This window comes from Moorena producens PAL-8-15-08-1 (assembly GCF_001767235.1).
GTDB lineage: Bacteria > Cyanobacteriota > Cyanobacteriia > Cyanobacteriales > Coleofasciculaceae > Moorena > Moorena producens_A.
This window is the reverse complement of record NZ_CP017599.1, coordinates 1,408,248-1,430,644: the sequence shown is the minus strand read 5'-3', so window position 1 is coordinate 1,430,644 and position 22,397 is coordinate 1,408,248. Positions and strand designations below refer to the sequence as shown.

The 22,397-nt window shown below is 44.7% G+C and carries 21 protein-coding genes; 8 read left to right on the top strand and 13 right to left on the bottom strand.

The window, feature by feature from the left end; all coding sequences use genetic code 11:
* Window positions 1-759: 759 nt before the first annotated feature.
* Together BJP34_RS05470 and BJP34_RS05465 are read right to left on the bottom strand one after the other, a co-directional pair.
* On the bottom strand, window positions 760-1,422 hold the full coding sequence (locus BJP34_RS05470; RefSeq protein ID WP_149030818.1) for a TVP38/TMEM64 family protein: 663 nt from the start codon (window positions 1,420-1,422) through the stop codon (window positions 760-762).
* 131 nt (window positions 1,423-1,553) lie between these two features.
* A complete protein-coding gene (locus tag BJP34_RS05465; protein ID WP_083305017.1) occupies window positions 1,554-2,252 on the bottom strand; it encodes a TVP38/TMEM64 family protein in 699 nt (232 codons plus the stop codon).
* Window positions 2,253-2,737: 485 nt separating this feature from the next.
* On the opposite strand from BJP34_RS05465, the gene BJP34_RS42485 reads away from it, so the two are divergent.
* The 3 genes from BJP34_RS42485 to BJP34_RS05455 all read left to right on the top strand — a co-directional run bounded on the left by BJP34_RS42485 (window position 2,738) and on the right by BJP34_RS05455 (window position 6,478).
* Window positions 2,738-2,878, top strand: a complete 141-nt coding sequence (locus tag BJP34_RS42485) for a hypothetical protein (protein ID WP_158517027.1) — start codon at window positions 2,738-2,740, stop codon at window positions 2,876-2,878.
* A gap of 741 nt (window positions 2,879-3,619) precedes the next feature.
* Entirely contained in the window at window positions 3,620-4,798 is a 1,179-nt protein-coding gene (locus tag BJP34_RS05460; RefSeq protein WP_070391471.1) for a mechanosensitive ion channel family protein, read from the top strand.
* A 471-nt stretch (window positions 4,799-5,269) separates the two neighbouring features.
* Window positions 5,270-6,478 (top strand): mechanosensitive ion channel family protein, encoded by a 1,209-nt coding sequence (locus tag BJP34_RS05455; RefSeq protein ID WP_070391470.1) that lies wholly within the window; start codon window positions 5,270-5,272, stop codon window positions 6,476-6,478.
* Between the two features lie 37 nt (window positions 6,479-6,515).
* Here BJP34_RS05455 and BJP34_RS47060 read toward each other — a convergent pair whose 3' ends face one another.
* A complete protein-coding gene (locus BJP34_RS47060) occupies window positions 6,516-6,734 on the bottom strand; it encodes a hypothetical protein (protein WP_149030817.1) in 219 nt (72 codons plus the stop codon).
* Window positions 6,735-6,958: 224 nt separating this feature from the next.
* On the opposite strand from BJP34_RS47060, the gene BJP34_RS05450 reads away from it, so the two are divergent.
* A complete protein-coding gene (locus BJP34_RS05450; RefSeq protein WP_070391469.1) occupies window positions 6,959-8,137 on the top strand; it encodes a mechanosensitive ion channel family protein in 1,179 nt (392 codons plus the stop codon).
* A gap of 16 nt (window positions 8,138-8,153) precedes the next feature.
* Here the strand turns inward: BJP34_RS05450 and BJP34_RS05445 are convergent, their stop codons facing one another.
* Complete coding sequence (locus BJP34_RS05445; RefSeq protein WP_149030816.1) at window positions 8,154-8,357, bottom strand: hypothetical protein; 204 nt, start codon at window positions 8,355-8,357, stop codon at window positions 8,154-8,156.
* 178 nt (window positions 8,358-8,535) lie between these two features.
* Here BJP34_RS05445 and BJP34_RS05440 point away from each other — a divergent pair, with 178 nt between their 5' ends.
* Window positions 8,536-9,714 (top strand): mechanosensitive ion channel family protein, encoded by a 1,179-nt coding sequence (locus BJP34_RS05440; RefSeq protein ID WP_070391467.1) that lies wholly within the window; start codon window positions 8,536-8,538, stop codon window positions 9,712-9,714.
* Here BJP34_RS05440 and BJP34_RS05435 read toward each other — a convergent pair.
* Window positions 9,704-9,991 carry a hypothetical protein gene (locus BJP34_RS05435; RefSeq protein ID WP_070391466.1) on the bottom strand — a complete coding sequence of 96 codons (288 nt, stop codon included), beginning with the start codon at window positions 9,989-9,991 and terminating at the stop codon, window positions 9,704-9,706. The two genes, BJP34_RS05440 and BJP34_RS05435, sit on opposite strands and share 11 nt — an antisense overlap.
* A gap of 121 nt (window positions 9,992-10,112) precedes the next feature.
* Here BJP34_RS05435 and BJP34_RS05430 point away from each other — a divergent pair, with 121 nt between their 5' ends.
* Window positions 10,113-11,264 carry a mechanosensitive ion channel family protein gene (locus BJP34_RS05430; RefSeq protein WP_070391465.1) on the top strand — a complete coding sequence of 384 codons (1,152 nt, stop codon included), beginning with the start codon at window positions 10,113-10,115 and terminating at the stop codon, window positions 11,262-11,264.
* Between the two features lie 200 nt (window positions 11,265-11,464).
* Here BJP34_RS05430 and BJP34_RS05425 read toward each other — a convergent pair whose 3' ends face one another.
* The 7 genes from BJP34_RS05425 to arsM form a co-directional block, all read right to left on the bottom strand.
* A complete protein-coding gene (locus BJP34_RS05425; protein ID WP_083305016.1) occupies window positions 11,465-12,310 on the bottom strand; it encodes a phosphate ABC transporter ATP-binding protein in 846 nt (281 codons plus the stop codon).
* Window positions 12,311-12,424: 114 nt separating this feature from the next.
* Window positions 12,425-13,333 carry a phosphate ABC transporter permease PstA gene (gene pstA, locus BJP34_RS05420; RefSeq protein WP_083305015.1) on the bottom strand — a complete coding sequence of 303 codons (909 nt, stop codon included), beginning with the start codon at window positions 13,331-13,333 and terminating at the stop codon, window positions 12,425-12,427.
* Window positions 13,326-14,180: a phosphate ABC transporter permease subunit PstC gene (gene pstC, locus BJP34_RS05415; RefSeq protein WP_070391464.1), complete on the bottom strand. Its 855-nt coding sequence runs from the start codon at window positions 14,178-14,180 to the stop codon at window positions 13,326-13,328. The genes pstA and pstC overlap by 8 nt, the downstream gene beginning before the upstream one ends.
* Window positions 14,161-15,015 carry a phosphate ABC transporter substrate-binding protein gene (locus BJP34_RS05410; protein WP_229424251.1) on the bottom strand — a complete coding sequence of 285 codons (855 nt, stop codon included), beginning with the start codon at window positions 15,013-15,015 and terminating at the stop codon, window positions 14,161-14,163. The genes pstC and BJP34_RS05410 overlap by 20 nt, the downstream gene beginning before the upstream one ends.
* Before the next feature lie 308 nt (window positions 15,016-15,323).
* Window positions 15,324-15,629, bottom strand: coding sequence for an ArsR/SmtB family transcription factor (locus BJP34_RS05405; RefSeq protein WP_070391463.1), 306 nt, complete (start codon window positions 15,627-15,629; stop codon window positions 15,324-15,326).
* A gap of 80 nt (window positions 15,630-15,709) precedes the next feature.
* Window positions 15,710-16,705, bottom strand: a complete 996-nt coding sequence (gene arsS, locus BJP34_RS05400) for an arsenosugar biosynthesis radical SAM (seleno)protein ArsS (RefSeq protein ID WP_070391462.1) — start codon at window positions 16,703-16,705, stop codon at window positions 15,710-15,712.
* A gap of 341 nt (window positions 16,706-17,046) precedes the next feature.
* Window positions 17,047-18,015, bottom strand: a complete 969-nt coding sequence (arsM, locus tag BJP34_RS05395) for an arsenosugar biosynthesis arsenite methyltransferase ArsM (RefSeq protein ID WP_070391461.1) — start codon at window positions 18,013-18,015, stop codon at window positions 17,047-17,049.
* Window positions 18,016-19,020: 1,005 nt separating this feature from the next.
* Between arsM and BJP34_RS05390 the strand changes: the two genes are divergently transcribed.
* Window positions 19,021-21,003, top strand: coding sequence for an AMP-dependent synthetase/ligase (locus BJP34_RS05390; protein WP_070391460.1), 1,983 nt, complete (start codon window positions 19,021-19,023; stop codon window positions 21,001-21,003).
* Window positions 21,004-21,345: 342 nt separating this feature from the next.
* Here the strand turns inward: BJP34_RS05390 and BJP34_RS42475 are convergent, their stop codons facing one another.
* Window positions 21,346-21,519 carry a hypothetical protein gene (locus tag BJP34_RS42475; protein WP_158517025.1) on the bottom strand — a complete coding sequence of 58 codons (174 nt, stop codon included), beginning with the start codon at window positions 21,517-21,519 and terminating at the stop codon, window positions 21,346-21,348.
* A gap of 385 nt (window positions 21,520-21,904) precedes the next feature.
* On the opposite strand from BJP34_RS42475, the gene BJP34_RS05385 reads away from it, so the two are divergent.
* Window positions 21,905-22,354, top strand: coding sequence for a YlqD family protein (locus tag BJP34_RS05385; protein WP_070391459.1), 450 nt, complete (start codon window positions 21,905-21,907; stop codon window positions 22,352-22,354).
* Window positions 22,355-22,397: the final 43 nt, after the last annotated feature.

The following is a 22,397-nucleotide window of genomic DNA, read 5'->3' as shown; positions in this document are numbered from 1 at the left end:
GAGGATCATACTATTGCTGCCCTTAAACAACACTTGTATATCGTAATTACCTATTACTTATTACCTATGACCTATTCCCCATTAGCTATTAACAGACACTTATCTCTATCAACATGCATAGAAAATTAGTTAGTATTTGGTTGAGATGTTCTTGGAGTCAATCACGGAGTTTAATCGCACATTGTGAAAAACTTGGGAAGGCTAACCCTAGTATTGTATAGTAGTTCTTCCCCAAAATGTGAAAGTTTGGTGAAGAACACTTGGTGAAAAACACTTTGAGGTGCGACCCTAGGCCGCGAGCAATCCCTCGCGGCCTAGGAGGCGCTCACTTTAAGTGTCTTGCTATACAAAACGAATGGCAAGCACTCACCTTCGGTATCACCGGACTTGTGAAAACTTAACGTTTTAAAAATTAAGGTAAAAACTTTAACTAGTAAAGTTTAAGTTCAAAGGGACTACTGACAGAACCTTCATTTTCCACTGACCTCAGGGAAAAGATGAGGGGTTACACCCTTCATATTAACAAATTTAACAGATTCCCGTAAATCCCTGTCTTGTTCTTTACTGGTCTTACGGATACGCTTCAGGAAAAGCCTAGCAAGTGGGGGTAGTTGATCAGAAAATTTTTTTCCCTATTGACCCACTCATACCAGGTTGCTTTCTTGCCATGGTACTTCCTGGGATTGATAGGGGAGATAGGCAGGATGGGAAAGATCGGAAAATGAGGAGAATGGGAAAGGAGAATGGCCAACAGGAAGACTATTTCTTTTTTCGCTTTGCCAACAGTGGCAAGGCAGACAGTATACCTAAGAAACTCAGTGCTAGGAAAAATGGTAAGCGATCGCCTCCTTGCAAAGCTGCCCCCCCAGTGACTCCTAGCCAAGTATAAGCGAGGGTACCAGGAATAATCCCAAAGAAAGTGCCAAGGGTATACTCTACCGAGCTAATCGGGGTTAGACCAAACAAGAAATTCACTACATTAAACGGAGAAATGGGGGCAAAGCGTACTGCTAAAACAAACATTAGAGGTGTTTGCATCACTGCTTGATTGAAGCTGACCAATGCTTTATGATGCCTGAACTTGTATTCAACCCAATCTCGCAATAGGTAACGCGCTACCCAAAATGCTCCCAATGCGCCTAAGGTTGCTCCGATCACAGACCAGAAGGTACCCCAAACTAAACCAAACACTGTACCACCAGCGATAGTCAGTACTGTGCCAGGAATTCCTAAAACCGTTGCCAGAGCATAAACCAGGATAAATAAACAGATTGCCCAATGGCCTAATCCTTGCAACTGTTGCACTAGGAACCTCTGGTTAAATAAGGCTCTTACAGGAGTCGAGTAACACAATAGCACCAAAATAAATAGCGCGATCGCTAACCAAAGGCTTCGTCTTTTGAGTAATCTGTTCAATCTCATCAATCTTCTACCTTAATCACCTTAAATTCTTAGGACTTAGGGTCAGGACTTAGGCAAAACTCGACTTTTATTCGCTTTTATATTCGCCCTGATGGTCTAGGGTCTGTTATTAACACACCCGACAAATACAGTTATTGCCCAAGTCTTGATTGTTTCCAAAGTAGGGGAGTGGTAGATAGCACCGCTAATACAACTAGTGCTCCGATCAGTTGCCAGGGGGGACTACCGCTGATAGCTTCCAGACCACTGCGACCTAACCAAGCATAAGCAAAGGTAGCCGGGATAATTCCCACTGCGGTGGCTATCACATAAGTGGGCAAAGGAATTGGTGTTAAGCCAAACAAATAGTTCACGGCATTGAATGGAAAAATTGGTGCCAGGCGAATGGAGAGCACAAACCAAAAACCATTGTTCTCAATTCCCTCACTGAGTTGCTCCAAACGAGAGTCCTGAAACTTATACTTAACCCAATCACCAGCAACAAAGCGAGCAATCATAAACGCAGCCGTTGCTCCCAAAGTAGCACCAATCACAGTCCACAAAGTCCCGAGCATTAGTCCAAACAGAGCACCAGCCGAAAAGGTTAAAATCGCATCAGGAACAGCTAGTACTGTGGCAACAATATAAATTAGAATGTACCCCAGTGGTCCAAAAATACCCATGCTTTCCTGAAGCCATCTCAGATTTTCCAGCTTCAGCCAAGACCCAACCGGCGTAAATAGCAAAATTAAGGCAGCTGTCACTAGAACTATTGCCCCAATCCCTAACCTTAGTCCTAGCTGTATCTTGGATTGGGGCAGATTTTGAGATGTCGAGGATGAAACTTTCATGAGCTGGTTAAAAAGTAATTGGTAATTGGTGATTTTGAAATAGGGTGATTTTTAAATAGCATTAGTTTTATAATTAAAAAATAATTAGTAATCGAATTATATCACATCTTCTCTCAAGAGTTACCATAGTTAGTAACATTAACGCTATTCTTAACGTTCCAATTTTATAAGTTTTAGAGAGGGTGAATCGTCATTTGTAACTGCTCATTCAGTTCAAGATATTTTCAGTCTACATGAATCTATTAAATCCTAGGTTAATGAGTTTTCACTGAGAATAGCCTTAATCAATAAGTAGCTAGTTGAGGAAATCAGCGAATCAGTGTAAATCATACAGATAGAACTTATGCAAAAGTGCAAAAGTCTGTGATAGCAAGTTGCTTTCTGGTGATGTTACTTGCTGATCACAAGCTGATCCCCCTGATCCCCCTCATATCAAGTCCGGTTTAATACCCATCATAAAAGTGTGGGGCTCCGGAGATGGGGAGATGAGGAGATGGGGAGATGGGGAGATGGGGAGATGGGGAGATGGGGAGATGGGGAGATGGGGAGATGGGGAGATGGGGAGATCGGGAGATAGGCTAGGAATAGAACAAATCAATAGGGTATTGTTTTGGCCATCTACATAAGAGAATTTAGATTAATTTTAGAAATAGGGTACCCATATCACAAGTAGAACATGCTAGTATTATGTCCGTCTTTACGAGATGACTATAAACTAGTCATTCTGGGAGGTCTAGCAAATGATCAAGTTTTAGTTTCAAGTTTAAGTAGCCGTTTATAGATAATTAATTGTTTACAAGTTTGGTTGACAAGTCTGGCCAAGCAGGAGTAACTGGCTTGTCTTGATGCTTGTCTTGATGAAAAGCGCGAGTGGGGGGGGAAGCCCTTCAGGTTGGTGCATCCGTCGCTATTCGAGATCTCGGCATCAGCTCCTGGCAAGACCCTGGAAACTATGGACACAAGACCTTTGATTCTACAAGCCCATGGCTCTAATCAACCCAAACTGGGCAGTTGATTCATTGCAGTTGATTCGCGATCGCCAAACCAATAGCTAGTAATGCATCCCTATTTCCGCCGTCTTTTACTAGCTAATACTTTTCGGTAAAATCCAGTGTTGATTGACCGAATAGTTTTTATACAAACAGATATTAAACCTTTAAAACTGGCTCCTAGGGTGCGGCGGAAACCGGCAATTGCTCTCAATCCTGTTTGCGGCTCACAATCCCAAATTGCATACCCAGCAAGATTGGGTAAATTCGGAACTTATAGTAAAATCATTCCACCAAGAGACTTGTCATCGACTTGCCATCGACTTGCCATTTAACTAGGCAGAGGTCTATCTATGCTGTTGCATTTTCCTAAAAACTATGGAAAACCTTAAGACTACATTCAACAATACAATCAACGTTATCAAAGAAAGGATCTTTGATACGGACTTCAAACTCGCCAACATCCCTGTTTCCACAATAGCTATTGTGGTGCTCATCCTCATCTTAACCCAGATATTGCGAGGCTTGTTCACTGCCATAATCATTAACAGAATCGAGCGTCTAACTAGCGGTACAGAAACTACCCTAGACGATGAGTTCATTAAGATTCTTAGGCGACCATTAGGCTGGCTAATTTGGCTGGCTGGACTATGGCTAGTATATCTAGTTGTGGGCACTCATCTTACTCCTGCACAGAATGAGAAAATCCCCGAAATTCTGTTTGTGAGCGCTCTGTTCATTGCCACCTATATTCTGTACCGTGCTGCGCCACTACTGGGAGAGCTTCTAGCGGGATTGGCGGCCAACACTGAAACTGAGCTAGACGATTTGTTCGTGCCCTACTTCCCAAGGCTTTTTCAGATCGCAGCAGTGATGATTGCGGCCATTAAAGCCAGTGAGATTTTGTTGGGGGCATCTGCTGGTGCACTGATCGGTCTACTCGGTGGTGCAGGTGTCGCCTTAGGTTTGTTATTCAAAGACATTATCTATGACTGGTGTTGTACGGTGATTATCTACGCTGATGGTCTCTATAAACCCGGTGAATTTGTAGTCGTGGACGGAATAAATGGTTTTGTTGAGATACTCAGTATTGGTCTGAGAAGTACAACACTTCTTCTTTGTAGTTGGGGTTCTATCAAAAAAGTTCCCAATTCTAAAATGATTGCTGGAGTTGTGGAAAATTACTCACGGAAGATTGGCGAAACGTTGGAGTGGGGCATAAATTTCAATCTTAAAGTTGATGGAATTTCAGCGAAGCAAACTACCCGAATTTGTCAGGCTATTAAAGAAAGCATTCCGACTATCGATGGCTTGCATAAGCAGAAAATGGTAGTTTTATTTTCCCACATTGAAGAGAATGCTCGTGTGATTATGATTAGGGTATTTGTGATTGATCCCGACCTCTACGTTGATGCCCTGCAAGACTTGAACATAGCCATCTTAGAAATCCTGGAAAAAGAAGAGATTGATCACCTGCATATTGAGCTGGAAAAGCAACTTGAAGACTACAAACAAAGGAAGGGAAATTTAGTTAGTGAGATGATATCTAAATCTTAGCAATGCTTTGAACAAGCGATGCAGCACTGGCTCCCTTCGAAGATGCATCGCTTTTAGGTGCGCGCCCGTTCGCGCCCCGCGTCGGCTTTGCCTCAAGGTGCGACCCAAGGGCGATTTACTCGCCCTAGGAGGCGCCCACCAAAGCGCGAATTTAATTCTTAATGGTAAGAGCGCACCTTTGAAACTAGGCAAAAATTCTAATCAAATTCCCGCGCCCAGGCCAGACACTGCCCGCGCCTGGGCCCCTTCTTTTTTAAAAAGATCAGATGCACCCGATATATTCAACGTTTCAAACTCGCTCTTAGGGTGCTGCCCAAACGGGCAATTGCTCGAAATCCTGTTTATTACATACCTAGCAGGATTCGCTAAATTCCCCACTTATAGTAAAATCGTTTCGCCAATGGATTTGCCATCGACTTGCCATTTAGGTAGGCACAGGTCGATCTATGCTGTTGTATTTTCCTCAAAACTATGGAAAACCTTAAGACTACATTTAGCAATACAATCAACCTAATCAAAGAAAGGATCTTTGAATCCGACTTCAAGCTCGCCAACATCCCTATTTCCACAATAGTTATTGTGGTGCTCATCCTCCTGCTCACCCAGATATTGCGAGGCTTGTTCACTTCAATAATCATTCACAGAATCGAGCGGATGACTAGCCGTACAGAAACCACCCTAGACGATGAGTTCATTAGCATTCTTAAGCAACCATTAGGCTGGCTAATTTGGCTGGCTGGACTATGGCTAGTCTATCTAGTTGTGGCAAGCCATCTTAGTCCTGAACAGAATCAGAAAATCCCCGAGATTCTCTCTGTGAGCGCTCTGTTCATTGCTACGTATATTATTTACCGTGCTGCTCCACTATTGGGAGAGCTTCTAGCGGGATTGGCGGCAAAAACTAAAACTGAACTCGACGATTTGTTAGTCCCTTACTTCCCAAGGCTTTTTCAGATCGCAGCAGTGCTGATTGCTGCCAGTAAAGCCAGTGAGATTTTGTTGGGGGCATCTGCTGGGGCACTGATCGGTCTACTGGGTGGCGCAGGTGTCGCCTTAGGTTTGTTATTAAAAGACATTATCTATGACTGGTTTTGTACAGTGGTAATCTATGCTGATGGTCTCTATAGACCCGGTGACTGGGTAGAATTGGACGGAATAAATGGTTTTGTTGAGATACTCAGTATTGGTCTGAGAAGCACAAAGGTTCGTATTATTACTGTTGGTGGTACCAAAAAAGTTCCCAATTCTAAAATGATTGGTGGAGTTGTGGTCAATTATTGGTCACAGAATCCTGGCGATACGTTGGAGTTGGGAGCGATAAATTTAACTCTTAAAATTGATGGAATTTCAGGGGAGCAAACTACCCGACTTTGTCAGGCTATTAAAGACAAAATTACCTCTATTGATGGATTGCACAAGCAGAAAATGTTCGTTTTATTAACCAGCATTGAAGAGAATGCTCGTGTGATTCTAGTTAGGGCATTTTGTCTTGATCGAAAACTCTATTTTGCTGCCATGAATGACTTGAACATAGCCATATTAGAAATCCTCCAGAAAGAGGAGATTGATCACCTGCATGTTTATCTTAGAAAGGAACTCCAAGACTACAAACAGCTGAAGGAAAATTTAGTTAGTGAGGTGAAGGGAAATTTAGTTAGTGAAGTGGCATATAAATCCTAGCAATCCTTTGAACAAGCGATGCAGCGAGGCTGCATCGCTATTTGAGATCTAGGCATCTGGTCTTGGCACGACCCTGGGAACTATCGGCACAAGGGCTTTGCTTAATAATGGAATGATTTGAATAGTTTTGTGGAATGAGCATCTTGCTGTCTAACAAGCATCTTACTGTGGAACCGGCATCTTGCTGTCTAACAAGCATCTTACTGTGGAACCGGCATCTTGCTGTGGAACGGGCATCTTGCTGTGGAACGGGCATCTTGCTGTGGAACGGGCATCTTGCCCGTTACAATTCCCGGGCAGGCAGGATGCCCACCCCACTCATATTCCTTCGACGATTCAGCAATGCCAGCACTATTGGGTCAATTCGCAACTTAGTCAATTCCCCACTTATAGTAAAATCAATCCACCAATAGACTTGTCATCGACTTACCATTTAACTAGGCACAGGCCGATCTCTGCTGTTGTATTTTAGTCGAAATTATGGAAAACCTTCAGGGTACATTCAACAATACAATCAACCTAATCAAAGAAAGGATCTTTGATACGGACTTCAAACTCGCCAACATCCCTCTTTCCACGATAGTTATTGTGGTGCTCATCCTCCTCCTTACCCAGATATTGCGAGGCTTGTTCACTTCAATAATCATTGACAGACTCGAGCGTCTCACTAGCCGTACAACAACCACCCTAGACTATGAGTTAATTAGGATTCTTAAGCAACCATTAGGCTGGCTAATTTGGCTGGCTGGACTATGGGTAGTACATCTAGTTGTGGCAAGCCATCTTACTCCTGAACAGAATCAGAAAATCCCCGAAATTCTGTTTGTGACTGCTCTGTTCATTGCCACCTATATTCTTTACCGTGCTGCTCCACTACTGGGAGAGCTTCTAGCGGGATTGGCGGCCAACACTGAAACTGAACTCGACGATTTGTTCGTGCCCTACTTCCCAAGGCTTTTTCAGATCGCAGCAGTGCTGATTGCTACCATTAAAGCCAGTGAGATTTTGTTGGGGGCATCTGCCGGTGCACTGATCGGTCTACTCGGTGGCGCAGGTGTCGCCTTAGGTTTGTTATTCAAAGACATTATCTATGACTGGTGTTGTACAGTGATTATCTACGCTGATGGTCTCTATAAACCCGGTGACTCTGTAATGGTGGACGGAGTAAGTGGTTTTGTTAAGATAGTCAGTATTGGTCTGAGAAGTACAACACTTCGTATTGGTAGTTGGGGTTCTATCAAAAAAGTTCCCAATTCTAAAATGATTTCTGGAGTTGTGGAAAATTGGTCACAGAAGACTGCTGATACATTGCAGTGGGGCATAAATGGTAATCTTAAAATTGATGGAATTTCGGCGGAGCAAACTCTCCGAATTTGTCAGGCTATTAAAGAAAAAATTCCCACTATCGATGGCTTGCACAAGCAGAAATTTACAGTTGTATTTTCCAAGATTGAAGAGAATGCTCGTGTGATTATGCTTAGGGTATTTGTGATTGACACCAAGCTCTACCATTCTGCCAAGCAAGACTTGAACATAGCTATCTTAGAAATCCTGGAGAAAGAGCAGATTGATCACCTGCATATTGAGCTGGAAAAGCAACTTGAAGACTACAAACAGATGAAGGCAAATTTAGTTAGTGAGGTGATATCTAAATCCTAGCCATCCTTTGAACAAGCTATGCAGCGCTGGCTCCCTTCGAAGCTGCATCGCTTTTAGGTGCGACAATAAGCGCGAATTTAATTCTTAATGGTAAGAGCGCACCTTTGAAATTAGGCAAAAATTCTAATAAAATTCCTGCGCCCAGGCCGGACACTCCCCGCGCCCGGGCCCCTTCTTTTTTACAAATATTCAGATGCACCCCAGATAGTAAACCTTTCAAACTGGCTCCTAGGGTGCTGCCCAAACGAGCAATTACTCTAAATCATATTTATTGCATACCTAGCACTATTCGGTAAATTCGCCACTTATAGTAAAATCATTCCACCAAGAGACTTGCCATCGACTTGCCATTTAAGTAAGCACAGGTCGATCTCTGTTAGTGTATTTTGGTCGAAACTATGGAAAACCTTAAGACTACATTCAACAATACAATCAACCTTATCAAAGAAAGGATCTTTGATACCAACTTCAAACTCGCCAACATTCCTGTTGCCACGATAGTTATTGTGGTGCTCATCCTCGTCCTTACCCAGATATTGCGAGGTTTGTTCACTTCAATAATCATTGACAGACTCGAGCGTCTGACTAGCCGAACAACAACCACCCTAGACTATGAGTTAATTAGGATTCTTAAGCAACCATTAGGCTGGCTAATTTGGCTGGCTGGATTATGGGTAGTACATCTAGTTGTGGGCACCCATCTTACTCCTGCACAGAATGAGAAAATCCCCGAGATTCTGTTTGTGACTGCTCTGTTCATTGCCACCTATATTCTTTACCGTGCTGCTCCACTACTGGGAGAGCTGCTAGCGGGATTGGCGGCCAACACTGAAACTGAACTCGACGATTTGTTCGTGCCCTACTTCCCAAGGCTTTTTCAGATCGCAGCAGTGCTGATTGCTACCATTAAAGCCAGTGAGATTCTGTTGGGGGCATCTGCTGGTGCACTGATCGGTCTACTCGGTGGCGCAGGTGTCGCCTTAGGTTTGTTATTCAAAGACATTATCTATGACTGGTGTTGTACAGTGATTATCTACGCTGATGGTCTCTATAAACCCGGTGAATTTGTAGTCGTGGACGGAATAAATGGTTTTGTTGAGATACTCAGTATTGGTCTGAGAAGTACAACACTTCTTCTTTGTAGTTGGGGTTCTATCAAAAAAGTTCCCAATTCTAAAATGATTGCTGGAGTTGTGGAAAATTGGTCACGGAAGACTAGCGATACGTTGCAGTGGGGCATAAATTTCAATCTTAAAATTGATGGTATTTCGGCTGATAAAACTACCCGAATTTGTCAGGCTATTAAAGAAACAATTCCCACTATCGATGGCTTGCACAAGCAGAAAATGGTAGTGTTATTTTCCCACATTGAAGAGAATGCTCGTGTGATTATGCTTAGGGTATTTGTGATTGATCCCGACCTCTACGTTGATGCCCTGCAAGACTTGAACATAGCCATCTTAGAAATCCTGGAAAAAGAGGAGATTGATCACCTGCATATTGAGCTAGAAAAGCAACTTGAAGACTACAAACAGATGAAGGGAAATTTAGTTAGTGAGGTGATATCTAAATCCTAGCCATCCTTTGAACAAGCGATGCAGCACTGGATCCCTTCGAAGCTGCATCGCTTTTAGGTGCGACAATAAGCGCGAATTTAATTCTTAATGGTAAGAGCGCACCTTTGAAATTAGGCAAAAATTCTAATAAAATTCCTGCGCCCAGGCCGGACACTCCCCGCGCCCGGGCCCCTTCTTTTTTATAAATATTCAGATGCACCCCAGATAGTAAACCTTTCAAACTGGCTCCTAGGGTGCTGCCCAAACGGGCAATTACTCTAAATCCTGTTGATTGCATACCTAGCAGTATTGGTTAAATTCGCAACTTATAGTAAAATCAGTCCACCAAGAGAATTGCCATCGACAAGCCATTTAACTAAGCACAGGTCGATCTCTGTTAGTGTATTTTGGTCGAAACTATGGAAAACCTTAAGACTACATTCAACAATACAATCAACCTAATCAAAGAAAGAATCTTTGATACCGACTTCCAGCTCCCCAACATTCCTGTTGCCACGATAGTGATTGTGGTGCTCATTCTCCTCTTCACCTATATATTGCGAGGATTTTTCACTTCAATAATCATTCACAGACTCGAGCGTCTGACTAGCGGTACAGAAACCACCCTAGACAATGAGTTCATTAGGATTCTTAGGACACCATTAGGCTGGCTAATTTGGATCGCTGGACTATGGCTAGTACATCTAGTTGTGGCCACCCATCTTAGTGATACACAGAATCAGAAAATCCCCGAGATTCTGTTTGTGAGCGTTCTGTTCATTGCCACCTATATTCTTTACCGTGCTGCTCCACTACTGGGGGAGCTTCTAGCCGGATTAGCAGCAAAAACTGACACTGAACTCGACGATTTGTTCGTTCCCTACTTCCCAAAGCTTTTTCAGATCGCAGCAATCCTGATTGCTACCATTAAAGCCAGTGAAATTTTGTTGGGGGCATCTGCCGGTGCACTGATCGGTCTACTCGGTGGCGCAGGTGTCGCCTTAGGTTTGTTATTCAAAGACATTGTCTATGACTGGTGTTGTACGGTGATTATCTACGCTGATGGTCTCTATAAACCCGGTGACGTGATAGTATTGGACGGAGTAAGTGGTAGGGTTAAGATACTTAATATTGGTCTGAGAAGTACAAGGCTTCTTATTACTGAGTGGGGTTATATCAAAAAACTTCCCAATTCTCAAATGATTTCTGGAATTTTTGCAAATTGGTCAGATAAGACTGGGGATACAGTTCAGTGGGGCATAAATTTAACTCTAAAAATTGATGGAATTTCGGCCCAGCAAACTAGGCGAATTTGTCAGGCTATTAAAGAAACAATTCCGACTATCGATGGCGTGAACAAGGATAAAATTAAAGTTGTATTTTCCCGCCTTGAACAGAATGCTCGTGTGATTAAAATTAGGGTATTTGTGATTGAGCCCAAGCTCTACTATGATGTCCAGAGCAACTTGAATCTAGCCATATTAGAAATCCTGGAAAACGAGGAGATTAATCAGCTCCATGTTTATATGAGAAAGGAACTTAACTGGTTGCCTGACACCAGTATGAATTAGGGTAAGCAATCAGCAATCAGCAATCAGCAATCAGCTATCAGCTATCAGCTATCAGCTATCAGCAATCAGCTATCAGCTATCAGCTATCAGCTTTTGAATAAAATAAGCTGACGGCTGACCACTGACGGCTGACGGCTGTTCGCGCAGCGTGCGCGTAGCGCATATGCTTACGGAAATTCGGAGCAGGGAATAGCACAGCTTTATCCTCTAATTCCATTGACATAGGCAGCTGTCAAGGCTTGTTGAGGTGATTCAAAAATCTGCTCCACACAGCCGTATTCAATCAATCGTCCCACTGCTTCCTTAACCCAGAAGACGGCAGTATAGTCAGCAATCCGTCTGGCTTGAGCTAGGTTATGGGTAACAATCACTAGGGTGTAGCGTCCCCTGAGCCTAGCTATCAAGTCTTCGACCACACCGCTGGATATGGGATCGAGGGCACTACAGGGTTCATCTAACAGGAGTACTTCCGGTTGCAATACCAAGGCACGGGCAATGCACAGGCGCTGCTTTTGACCACCAGACAGAGCAAGAGCCGAGGTGTGGAGTCGGTCTTTTACTTCATCCCACAAACCAACATCCCGGAGTGCGGTTTCGATCAGCTCAGCAATGTTATCCCGGTTTTTAACACCATGTTCCCGCAACGGAAAGGCCAGATTCTTCCAGATTGAGAAGGGGAAGGGACTCGGCTTTTGGAAAATCATTCCAACACGACGGCGAAGTGCAATTAGCTCCATAGCACCACGCTTTGCGATCGCATCCATCCGAGGACTCAGCACATCCAGGGAACCCATGCGAATCCTACCGGTAACTTTAGCATTAGGAATCAAATCTGTCAAGCGATTTAGGCAACTTAAAAAACTAGTCTTTCCACAACCAGATGGTCCCACTAGTGCGGTAATCGAACCTTTATAAATTGGCAACGATACATCAGCAAAGGCCGGTTTTGTTCCATAATGTAAACATAGCCGCTCGGTCTGAATCAATGGGTCGTTTATAGACTGGCTTACCGGTAATCGCTGTTTTATTTCTAAAGGGTTAACCATTGTTTTTAGGAATTAAAAATTAGTTGCGTAGGGTGCGTTAGGGGGACTGGAGATTTTCCGCCTCTAGCCCTTGGTTAGGTTGCTGCCCGTAACGCACCACTGGCTCAAACAGCTTTAATGAGATGCACCCAACCAATACTGAGTCATCCATGCTGCTGTACCATTAATCAGCAACAACAACACTAGCAACACTAAAGCTGAGGCATAAGCATTAGCATTTCCCCCTGTTACATTCATCGACAAATCAAAAATATGAATCGACAGCGATCGCCCAGAATCCAGCAAAGACTCTGGCATCCGATCCACATAACCACTAGTAAAGATCAGTGCTGCGGTCTCAGCGATCGCTCGCCCTATCCCTAACACTAATCCCACCACTAGTCCCGGTGCTGCCGCTGGTAACAGCAAATTCCAGAGAGTGGTAGTGCGGGATAAACCAAGGGCAGTGGCAGAAAGCCGATAATCATCACTAACGGCGCGAAACCCTTCCTCTGTTGATCGAATTAGGATTGGCAACACCATACAGGCTAATGTCAACCCCCCAGACAAAATGGAAAAGCCTAGCCCTAGGGTTTTGCAGAAAAAGGCATTGCCAAATAGTCCAAACACAATCGACGGTACTCCTGCCAGTACATCTAAGCTACGACGAACCAGACGCCCGAAAATACTCTTAGTATCTGTGAACTCAGCTAGCAGTATTGCTGTGCCTACTCCTATCGGAACCGAAACGGTCATACATACACCCAAAATGAGGATAGTGGAAACCAGAATTGGAGCAATCCCTCCTTCCCGTCCAGCATTCTTTGGTGCAGTAGTCAGGAATTCCCAGTTAATTTGTCCGACACCGTGCCAGACGATATCACTCAAAATCCAGAGGAATACAGCAGTTACGAACAGTGCGATCGCCCAAATCATCACTGTTGAAACTTGGAGGTTGTCGGTTGTCGGTTGCAGGTTGTCGGTTGCAGGTTGCAAGTTGTCGGTTGTGGCTTTTGGCTTGGTTTTCAGAGGATTCTTACTCATAAATTCCTTCCTTGCTGATGATTTCTGCAATTGCTACTAGTACCAAAATTATTGCCATCAGCAGCAAGCCACTGACAAAAAGTGCTGAGCGGTGATTGCCCATGGCGTAAGCCATTTCCAAGGCGATATTGGCAGTAAGAGTTCGCATCGGCTCAAATAGGCTTTTGGGAGTTTGCACCACATTGCCACAAACCATCAGCACCGCCATGGTTTCTCCAATCGCCCGTCCTGTTCCTAAAATCAAGCCAGTAAACAGCCCCGATTTAGCAGCCGGAAACACAACACCTCTGACTGTTGCCCAGCGGGATAGTCCCAGGGCTGCTGATCCCTGTAGGTATTCTGGGGGGACTTTCGCAAAGCTAGCGTCTGCGCTCAGAGCAATAGTTGGCAAAATCATCAGGGTCAGAATCGCAATTCCAGCTAGGAGACTGGCTCCCGGTGGCTGGAAGCGTCCAATTAGGGGAACTAGCTCCACCAAACCCCAGAAGCCGTAAACAACTGAGGGCATCCCTGCCAACAATTCAATTAGCCGTCGATAAAGTCCAGCAATCGGTGGAGGCGCGTAATACTGACAAAAGACTGCAGATAGAATTCCCAGGGGTGTAGCCACTACCATCGCCCCAGCGGTGACCAACAGGCTGCCCCAAAGCATCGGGGTGAAGTTGTACAGAGTCTCAGCAGGATGCCAGGATGGATCGGTAAAAAAGGGGAGTAATCCTACTTGTCCCAATACTGGCAAGGCTTCCGTGATTAGGAACACAACAATCAGCACCACGATAGCACCAGCCACCACAGCACAGCCTTGTAGGATCGAGATTAGGAGAGTATCACTCCGAGAGGGGGACAAAGTTTTGCTCTTTAACAATGTCTTGTACCTTTTGCGATCGCGAAAACTCAATAAATGCTTTATCTAACCCAACCGGAATAGTTTTGCTTACTAACGTCAGGGAACGAGATAGGGGAAATGTGCCGTTTTGAACATTTTCTGTCGTTGCCGCTATTCCAGCAACGGGCAGTAACTTAATCGGAACATTCTGTTTGCTGCTATATTCTGCTGTGCCAATGGAGACATAACCAATCCCATTAGGATTACCCGCTACTGTTTTAATCCCCTGCTCATTATCCCCAATCACCACATCTGCCTTAATCTCGCTATTTTTCAGCTGGAAGTACTTCAGAAATAACTCTAAGGTAGAGCGCCCCTCGGCTTTGTTGACTACTGTAATTGGTGCCCTCTTGCCTCCCACATCCTGCCAGTTGTCAATTTTGCCCTGATAGATATCCACAATCTGTTCATTACTCAGGGATTGCACCGGATTAGTTTTATGGACGATAATGCCAATCCCATCACGAGCGATCGCAAACCCTTGCAGATCTTTCTCGCTCTGCTTGAGGTCACGAGACACCATCCCAATATCAGCGACTCCTTGGCGAGCATCTGCAATACCCCGAGACGAGCCTCCTGTTTGCACATCCACCCGTACACCAGGATTTTCCGATTCAAAACGCTTGCCAATTTCCGACGCCAGGGGGGCTACTGTACTAGAACCGGTTAAAACTAACTTACCCTGCAACTGATCTGTTGATTGGGTAGCTACTTCTGGAGATTGGGCACAGGATTGTAGCCAAAAGCAAGCTACTAAACCCATAGACATGGATGCCAGAGTTGTTAAATTTTTCATCAATCATCAGTCAGTCATCTGATCTATAAAATAATGAGAGTGCTCAGCTAAGCATTAAGCGATCAGCTGTCAGCCGTCAGCTAATCAACGGTTGGTAGTCAAAAAGCTGGGGGGTGCTGCTACGGATGGTTGAAAATCCCTGCAAGTTTTACTCATCCGAACCCGTGCAGTTAAAGCGCCTGCTACCAGCTCAAGTACCGTGGCACAGGCTTCTAGCCTGTGATGGGCATTAGCTGACGGCTGAACGCGCACGCACCTCAAGTAGCGCATATGCTTACCTCAAAACTGAGCCCTTACTCAGCACTTTGTTAATCAAAACAGAGGCAACAACATCCCAAATCAATTGCTCTACTACCATTTCCTTGCCGAATGGTTAGCGAACACTGATAAAGCACAGCCTTACCATCTCGCGTCGCCCTCACAAATCCCTCATCCCGCAAAACTCTGAGATGATGGGATAGCAGGCTTTGCTCTATTCCCAACACAGCCTTGAGCTCCCCAACATGCTTTGGTCCTTCCATCAGGATTTGCATAACAGTTAGACGAGTGTTGTCCGCTAAAACTTTCAGCTTACGGACACAGAAGGTTTGAGATGATGGACTTTTTAAGTTCATAATTCAGCACTTGTCAGCAGTTGAATTATCATTAATATGAAAATCCATTCATATTATAATCAAAAAAAACTCTGATTGGATCAAATTAAAGCACCACCACAACTGGAACCAGACCCTGCTGTACAGCCATAGCAATAGGAAGCGGTACGAATTTCCTCAATTATGTCTAAACTTCCTGCTTCCAGAAGTTTACTAACTGTCAACCTTTCTCCAGTGCCAGACGTTGCTGCTACATTTTCCATCTGATTAAAATCGCAATCGTAGACATTACCCAAATAGTCAATAGACAGTTCATTGCGACACATCAAATGCTCCACCGTACTGGCATTGAAACTATTTTCTAGAAACACCATATAGGGAGCATATAGCTTGGTGCGTTGTAAATGAAACTTTGTTCTACCAACGGGGATATTGGTAATTGTAAATAGCTGGTTGAATTCAATATCAAACTGTTCTTTTAGGAAGACTTTATAATCCTTTTCCAACTTAACCTGATTAGGAGTCAGAGAAAACGTTTCACTCAATGGCAAGGAGGGATTGTAGACCAAATCAAGAATTAAGTTGGGGTTTGTACCATAGCCCAACCGATTCAGCCATTGAATCGCCCGAATCGAATCATCGTAAACTCCCTTGCCGCGCATTTTATCTACATTATCTTCCAGATAACAAGGCAAAGAAGCTACTACTCGTAATTGGTGCTTAGCGAAATAGTCAGGTATATCCTCATATCCCGGTTCAAAATAAATGGTCAAATTTGACCGAACAATCACCTCCTTTCCAGTTTGGTAGGCTGCTTCAACTAATGGCTTAAAGCCATAGTTCATCTCTGGCGCACCACCAGTCAAGTCAACCGTCTTAATTTGAGGAAACTGATGAATCAGGGTAATAAGCTGGTCACAAATTTCTGGAGAAAGTTCTTCAGTTCGTTTAGGACCAGCTTCCACATGGCAGTGACTACAAGCTAGATTACAACGCTTACCCAGATTAATTTGTAAAACCGTGATTGGCTGTTTACTTAAGGGAGATTGCAGTTTTTTGTGGAACGGTGTAACAGCTGAAACGTCTGTTTTAATCATAATTTAATTGCCTTGGGATTGTTAGAAGTATTAATTTTGAAGTGTGAATTATGTTCGCGTAGCGTCGGCTTCGCCGAAATTATTAATTCTAAAGTCTGAAGTCTAAATTACGATTTCGGATTTGGTAAGTGTTAAGTCTGTTCGCTTAGCGTCGGCTTCGCCGAAGTGTCAAGTCTCAAGTAATATTTTGGATTGGTTAATATTTAATTTTACCATGGATTTGTTGAGCTACAAATCCATGGTTTTTTTATCCTTCAACCTACCCGATAATTGACACCTACTGCCAACACCCTTAATCCTTCATCTTTTATCCTTAATCCTTTATAATTTATCCTTCACTTCTAACAACAACCACCACCAACATAGTGCCAAGTTGAATCAGTGACTAAGATTTCTTCTGGATTCACCTTTGCTAATTTCGCGGCTGTTTTATCACAAACAGCAGCTGGCACACCACGGGAGAGGATGTGTCCCGCATTGTCATCAAAAAACTCTTCCGCGCCCATGTAAATTGCTGTCTTGCCAGTAAAAATGCATGGTCCATCTTCTGGGATCACAACTTTGAAAGAAACAGAATCCAGACTTTCCAGCAGCAGGGGTTCTTCGAGGTTGTAGTTTTGGCAATCCAGAAGCCGATAGGGACGCTTTGCTCGAATTTCTACTTGACCAAAACCTGACCTGACCAAGTGTTGGACATAGGATTGATAAGTGAGCGCACCAGACAGACACATAGCTCGTAGCCGCTCATCTTCCTGTAGATGGGGTGGAATCGGACGAGTTGCAATCGGGTCACTCATTAACAGTCGTCCACCTGGTTTTAAAACTCGATAGGCTTCTTTGAGTGCCTTCATCAGGTCAGCCGGTTCAAAAATGTTGAATAGGCAATTCTGAGCAACCACATCTACAGAATCATCTGGCATCGGTAGGGCAAAGGCATCCCCTTCCCGAATTTCCACAAAACTCTGGTCAAACCAGGAATTGTCTTGAGCAGCAATCTTCAGGTTACGGGTAGCCGCCTCCCGCATGGCCTCGACTGGCTCAACAGCAATCACACCCCCTGGACGTTGGGAAAAATAAGCAAACTGTAACGCCTCCAATCCACCACCAACACCGACATAGAGGACAGTTGGCTGATTGCTGAGTTCGGTGGGATGTACCGTAGTACCGCAACCATAATTCATATCCGCCATCAGTGGAGGAATTTTCAGTCCTGGCAGTTGTAAGGGGCTACTTTGGACACAACACAAACCAACTTGGGGTGTTTGGGCGACTTCAGAATAAAATTCAGCAGTTGTTTCGAGATAGGTCATCTGAATCCTTTACTTGGCAAAGATGGTAATGCTATTGATAGTAGGGTGGAAATTGAAAACTAATTCTGCACCAGTATAGTTCCTCAGTTGAGCTTTAATGCTACAAAATTCATGTATCGTCTGATACCAAATCCCGGTTCAAAACCCCGTTGATTATTTTGATCATCTAGTCAGCGAAGCGCGGACTGTGTCATCTTCGAGAAGGCTTCGCCTATGTCTAGCCGCTATTTATTATTGGTTTAGGCTACAGGGAAGCTACAATATGGGATTTGGAATTAACGGCGGTTGCAGGCTTTTGTTCGAATTTGTCTTCAGGCAAGCAACGGTAGAATACCTTGCTTCACCCTTAGATGCTATTAAACTGATGCCAGATGAATTTTTCGAGTAGTACACCATGAATTTTTACTGAGATTACCACGGGATCGCTCATCCTTAGGGTATAGGATGCTCGGGTAATCAATGGGGGGTAGGGGGTCTCACAGGGGTAGGTTTTTAACAAAGACCTCAGGTGTGGGGTGTGGGGCGTGGGGTGTGGGGTGTGGGGGTACAGACAAGCGATGCAGCAAGGGAACAGGGGGTTTCCCCCGGAGACGAAACCTTAGATAGTGGAGCCTTTATAGTTAGCAGGTTATGCAGAAAAGGGTTAAATATTTTTTAATAAGGCTCCACTATCTTACGGTAACTTCTAACCACTCGCTATTGCATCAAGACAATATACTTAATTTGTCGTTAAAAATCATCATTTCTTTGTTGTTTTCCTTTTCCTTTCCTTGTGATCCGCCCCCGACCGGTCGGGGGTTGGGGGTGGGGCAGGACCCAAATGTAAAAAACCTACCCTTGTGAGGGGTAGGGGGTAGGGTGACCGGGTGTGGGGACAAGTTATATTAGTAAATTCGACTATCAGAAACTCAGACAGAAACTATTGTGTCCACTCAACACTGCCAATCAGCTCTGAGCATAAGAGTATGGTAGAAAGAGCTACCATTAGAATCAGGGAGTTGATCAATGTCGAAAAACCAGTATGCAGAACGCCTCAGACAACAAGAGAGAGTTTACCTCAAGCGTGTTGCTGATTACTCTTCACTACAGTCGATACCAGAAATTTGGCCCCTTGCTGCCCAACGCTTTGGGTCAATCATTGCTCTGCAAGACCCTCACGCTGTGGGAGCTCATGGTGCTCCACCCTCGACCCTGACCTATACCCAGTTGCACGAGCAAATCGAGCAATTTGCGGCTGGATTACAATCTCTAGGTTTCCAGCCAAAACTCGATGAGAAGGGTATTCCTACCCGAATTGCGTTATTTGCTGATAACTCTCCTCGATGGCTAGTTGCGGATCAGGGGATCATGAGTGCAGGAGCAGTAAATGTGGTGCGCTCAGGTCAAGCAGAACGGGAGGAATTACTTTATATTCTCGAAGATAGCGGTAGCACGGCTCTGGTGGTAGAAAACCTCAAAACTTTGGAAAAATTTGGCGATCGCTTGGATGGGCTACCCATTGAATTAGTGATTCTCCTTTCTGAAGAACAACCACTATCGACCGGATCATCCCGACAAATTGTTAACTATACTCAACTCATGGAAGCTGGGGCATCTCGGTCTCTTACCAAAGCTAACCACAACCGGGAAACCTTGGCAACTCTGCTATATACTTCTGGTACCACAGGTAAACCCAAAGGGGTGATGCTGAGCCATGGTAATCTCCTGCATCAGGTCAACAGCCTTGGTACAGTAATAGAAATCGAAAAAGGCGCTCGCGTTCTTTCTATCCTGCCTACCTGGCACGCCTACGAACGCTCAGCGGAGTATTTTCTATTATCTCAGGGTTCCACCCAGATTTACACCAACCTGCGCCATGTCAAAAAAGACCTTAAAACCTTCAAACCTAACTTTATGGTCGGAGTACCCCGACTGTGGGAATCGATCTATGAGGGGGTGCAAAAGCAGTTTCGTGAGCAACCGGAAGGTAAGCAGAAATTAGTCCAAAACCTGCTAGGGATCAGTCAACGCTACATTGATGCACGGCGGCTTGCTCAGGGGTTGACCTTAGATAATTTAAATCCTTCACCAATCCAAAAACTATTGGCCACAGTGCAAGCTTCCTATTTATGGCCGGTTCATCAATTGGCTAATAAACTAGTTTATCAAAAAGTCCGGGAAGCCACTGGGGGAGAAATCAAGCAAGTCATTAGTGGTGGGGGTTCCTTAGCTCGCCACTTGGATAACTTCTTTGAGATTATTGGTGTCGAAGTCCTAGTCGGCTATGGGTTAACCGAAACATCTCCCGTTACTAATGCTAGGCGTTCGTATCGTAACCTGCGTTTTAGTGCTGGACTACCTTTACCGGACACTCAAATCCGGATTGTTGACCCTAAGACTCATCAGCCTTTACCCCAAGGTCAACGAGGGTTGGTGATGGTAAAAGGACCACAGGTGATGCAGGAATATTATCACAAACCAGAAGCTACCGCTAAGGCAATTGATCCAGACCGGTGGTTTGATACAGGGGATTTAGGTTGGGTTACCCCCCAGAATGATTTAGTCCTAACTGGCAGAGCCAAAGATACTATAGTTCTCACCAATGGGGAAAATATCGAACCACAACCGATAGAAGATGCTTGTCTGCGCAGTGCTTACATTGACCAGATTATGCTGGTGGGTCAAGACCAAAAGGCATTGGGTGCTTTAATAGTACCAAATCTAGATGCCTTGCAAGGGTGGGCAGCGGCTCAAAATCTTCCCCTTGACGTATCCGCTCCAGATGTTGATTTAAATACTACTAAAGAGGTTCAGAGGTTATACCGGACTGAATTAAACCGAGAAGTCCAAAATCGCCCAGGTTATCGGCAAGATGACCGCATTAGCACCTTTAGGCTGATTCTAGAGCCCTTTTCCCAGGAAAATGGCATGATGACTCAAACCTTTAAAATCCGACGACCTGTAGTCACACAACGCTATCGCGCTATCATTGACGGGATGTTTGCGTGAAGTACCCCAACCTGCTTGACCTTTGGTCACGGGGGGCCGGTTCCCTGAGAATGCCAGCAATCCCATGGCCTATGGCCACAGCCGACCCTAAGCGAACGGGTTTCCCGCGCGCGTCCCCGACGCCTCAACCAGAGGCGCGACCCAAGGCCGCGAGGGATTGCTCGCGGCCTTGGAGGCGCGCGCCTGCTGGAATTGGTCTTACTCAGCGTCCACAGGCAGACATCCGCCTTCTATCGACGTATAACTTTTACGACACACTTACCATGGAATTACAGCTCTATGGCTAACCAGCCGGGGCAAGTCTCTTCCCGGAGACGAAACCTTAGAATAAGGCAGCCTTAATCATAAAGTTTTAACCAAAGGTGCGCTTTCCTTGTCTTGATGCAGTCGCTCATGGGGGGAACCCCCAAGACCGTAATGGTGCTTTTTCCGTTGGCGAATTAAATTCGCCACGGGTCGCACCTCTGCATCGCTAGGCGAATTAAATTCGCCACGGGTCGCACCTCTTTTACCCATAGCCTACCAACCATAAAGGCGGCCTTATTCTTGCGGTAACTTCTGACCCTGAGCTGGAGCTAGTACTTTGTACACCTTTGATAAGGTAGCCTTTTAGTCAGTCAGGCGGGTCAACGACCAGGTTGATTATATCACGAATCGTCGTAAGTTGAGGCGCGACCCCGTAATTTAATTCTTCAAACGGAAAGCGCGCCTCGGTAGTCTCGCTATCCATCCTCACCGTCAAAGAAGGTGGGGAATTCCGCCAGTTTCTGTTAAAACGTTAGAAGGTTATGAGGTGGGGGCCTCGAACCTTGAGACTGAACCTCAATCTTCTTTTTAAGAATTATTGAGCAATATCACCAGTCAAACTCTCAATCCCTCAAACTTACATAGTGGAACGCATATGGACGACTCTAACAAGAACTTACTCTTGAAACGGCCAATTAATATCAAAGCCATCGTTACCCCTCGATGGAAGGAAGAGGTTCAGCAACAACTACAAAATCAAATCAACCAAATCGACGGCCAACTGCAACAGATTGATATTCAGGGACAAAAAGCGATCGCTGAGATTAAAAAGCAGAGCATGGATCCTCCTGGTCCTCAGGTATCGCAACAAATTGAAAGTATTCAAATGCAGGTCAATCAAAAGAAAAGTGAACTGCTAGACCAGAAAAACCAGCAACTTCAGCAACTACAACAAGTCCAAACCCTCGAACTCGACCAGGAAGTTAGTCAAGGTCAGCTAGAAAGCTTCTTCAGGGTGGAAGAGGGAGATAACCTAGTCAAAAAGATGAACGTGGAAATTCTGCTGCGGGATGGGGTTATCGAAGAAATTCGCGGTGATATTTAACCGAAACACAAGACATGAATAGACACGGATAGACAGATCAGCA

Excerpts from the sequence above, each read along its gene's own strand:
- BJP34_RS05410 (WP_229424251.1), bottom strand. The coding sequence starts at position 15,015 with ATGAAAAATTTAACAACTCTGGCATCCATGTCTATGGGTTTAGTAGCT.
- BJP34_RS05440 (WP_070391467.1), top strand. The coding sequence starts at position 8,536 with ATGGAAAACCTTAAGACTACATTCAACAATACAATCAACCTTATCAAA.
- arsM (WP_070391461.1), bottom strand. The coding sequence starts at position 18,015 with ATGACCTATCTCGAAACAACTGCTGAATTTTATTCTGAAGTCGCCCAA.
- arsS (WP_070391462.1), bottom strand. The coding sequence starts at position 16,705 with ATGATTAAAACAGACGTTTCAGCTGTTACACCGTTCCACAAAAAACTG.
- BJP34_RS05385 (WP_070391459.1), top strand. The coding sequence starts at position 21,905 with ATGGACGACTCTAACAAGAACTTACTCTTGAAACGGCCAATTAATATC.
- pstA (WP_083305015.1), bottom strand. The coding sequence starts at position 13,333 with ATGAGTAAGAATCCTCTGAAAACCAAGCCAAAAGCCACAACCGACAAC.
- BJP34_RS05405 (WP_070391463.1), bottom strand. The coding sequence starts at position 15,629 with ATGAACTTAAAAAGTCCATCATCTCAAACCTTCTGTGTCCGTAAGCTG.
- BJP34_RS42475 (WP_158517025.1), bottom strand. The coding sequence starts at position 21,519 with ATGGGTAAAAGAGGTGCGACCCGTGGCGAATTTAATTCGCCTAGCGAT.
- BJP34_RS05435 (WP_070391466.1), bottom strand. The coding sequence starts at position 9,991 with ATGCAATCAACAGGATTTAGAGTAATTGCCCGTTTGGGCAGCACCCTA.
- BJP34_RS47060 (WP_149030817.1), bottom strand. The coding sequence starts at position 6,734 with ATGCCCGTTCCACAGCAAGATGCCCGTTCCACAGCAAGATGCCGGTTC.
- BJP34_RS05425 (WP_083305016.1), bottom strand. The coding sequence starts at position 12,310 with ATGGTTAACCCTTTAGAAATAAAACAGCGATTACCGGTAAGCCAGTCT.
- BJP34_RS05450 (WP_070391469.1), top strand. The coding sequence starts at position 6,959 with ATGGAAAACCTTCAGGGTACATTCAACAATACAATCAACCTAATCAAA.
- BJP34_RS05470 (WP_149030818.1), bottom strand. The coding sequence starts at position 1,422 with ATGAGATTGAACAGATTACTCAAAAGACGAAGCCTTTGGTTAGCGATC.
- BJP34_RS05390 (WP_070391460.1), top strand. The coding sequence starts at position 19,021 with ATGTCGAAAAACCAGTATGCAGAACGCCTCAGACAACAAGAGAGAGTT.
- BJP34_RS05460 (WP_070391471.1), top strand. The coding sequence starts at position 3,620 with ATGGAAAACCTTAAGACTACATTCAACAATACAATCAACGTTATCAAA.
- BJP34_RS05455 (WP_070391470.1), top strand. The coding sequence starts at position 5,270 with ATGGAAAACCTTAAGACTACATTTAGCAATACAATCAACCTAATCAAA.
- BJP34_RS05465 (WP_083305017.1), bottom strand. The coding sequence starts at position 2,252 with ATGAAAGTTTCATCCTCGACATCTCAAAATCTGCCCCAATCCAAGATA.
- BJP34_RS05430 (WP_070391465.1), top strand. The coding sequence starts at position 10,113 with ATGGAAAACCTTAAGACTACATTCAACAATACAATCAACCTAATCAAA.
- BJP34_RS42485 (WP_158517027.1), top strand. The coding sequence starts at position 2,738 with ATGAGGAGATGGGGAGATGGGGAGATGGGGAGATGGGGAGATGGGGAG.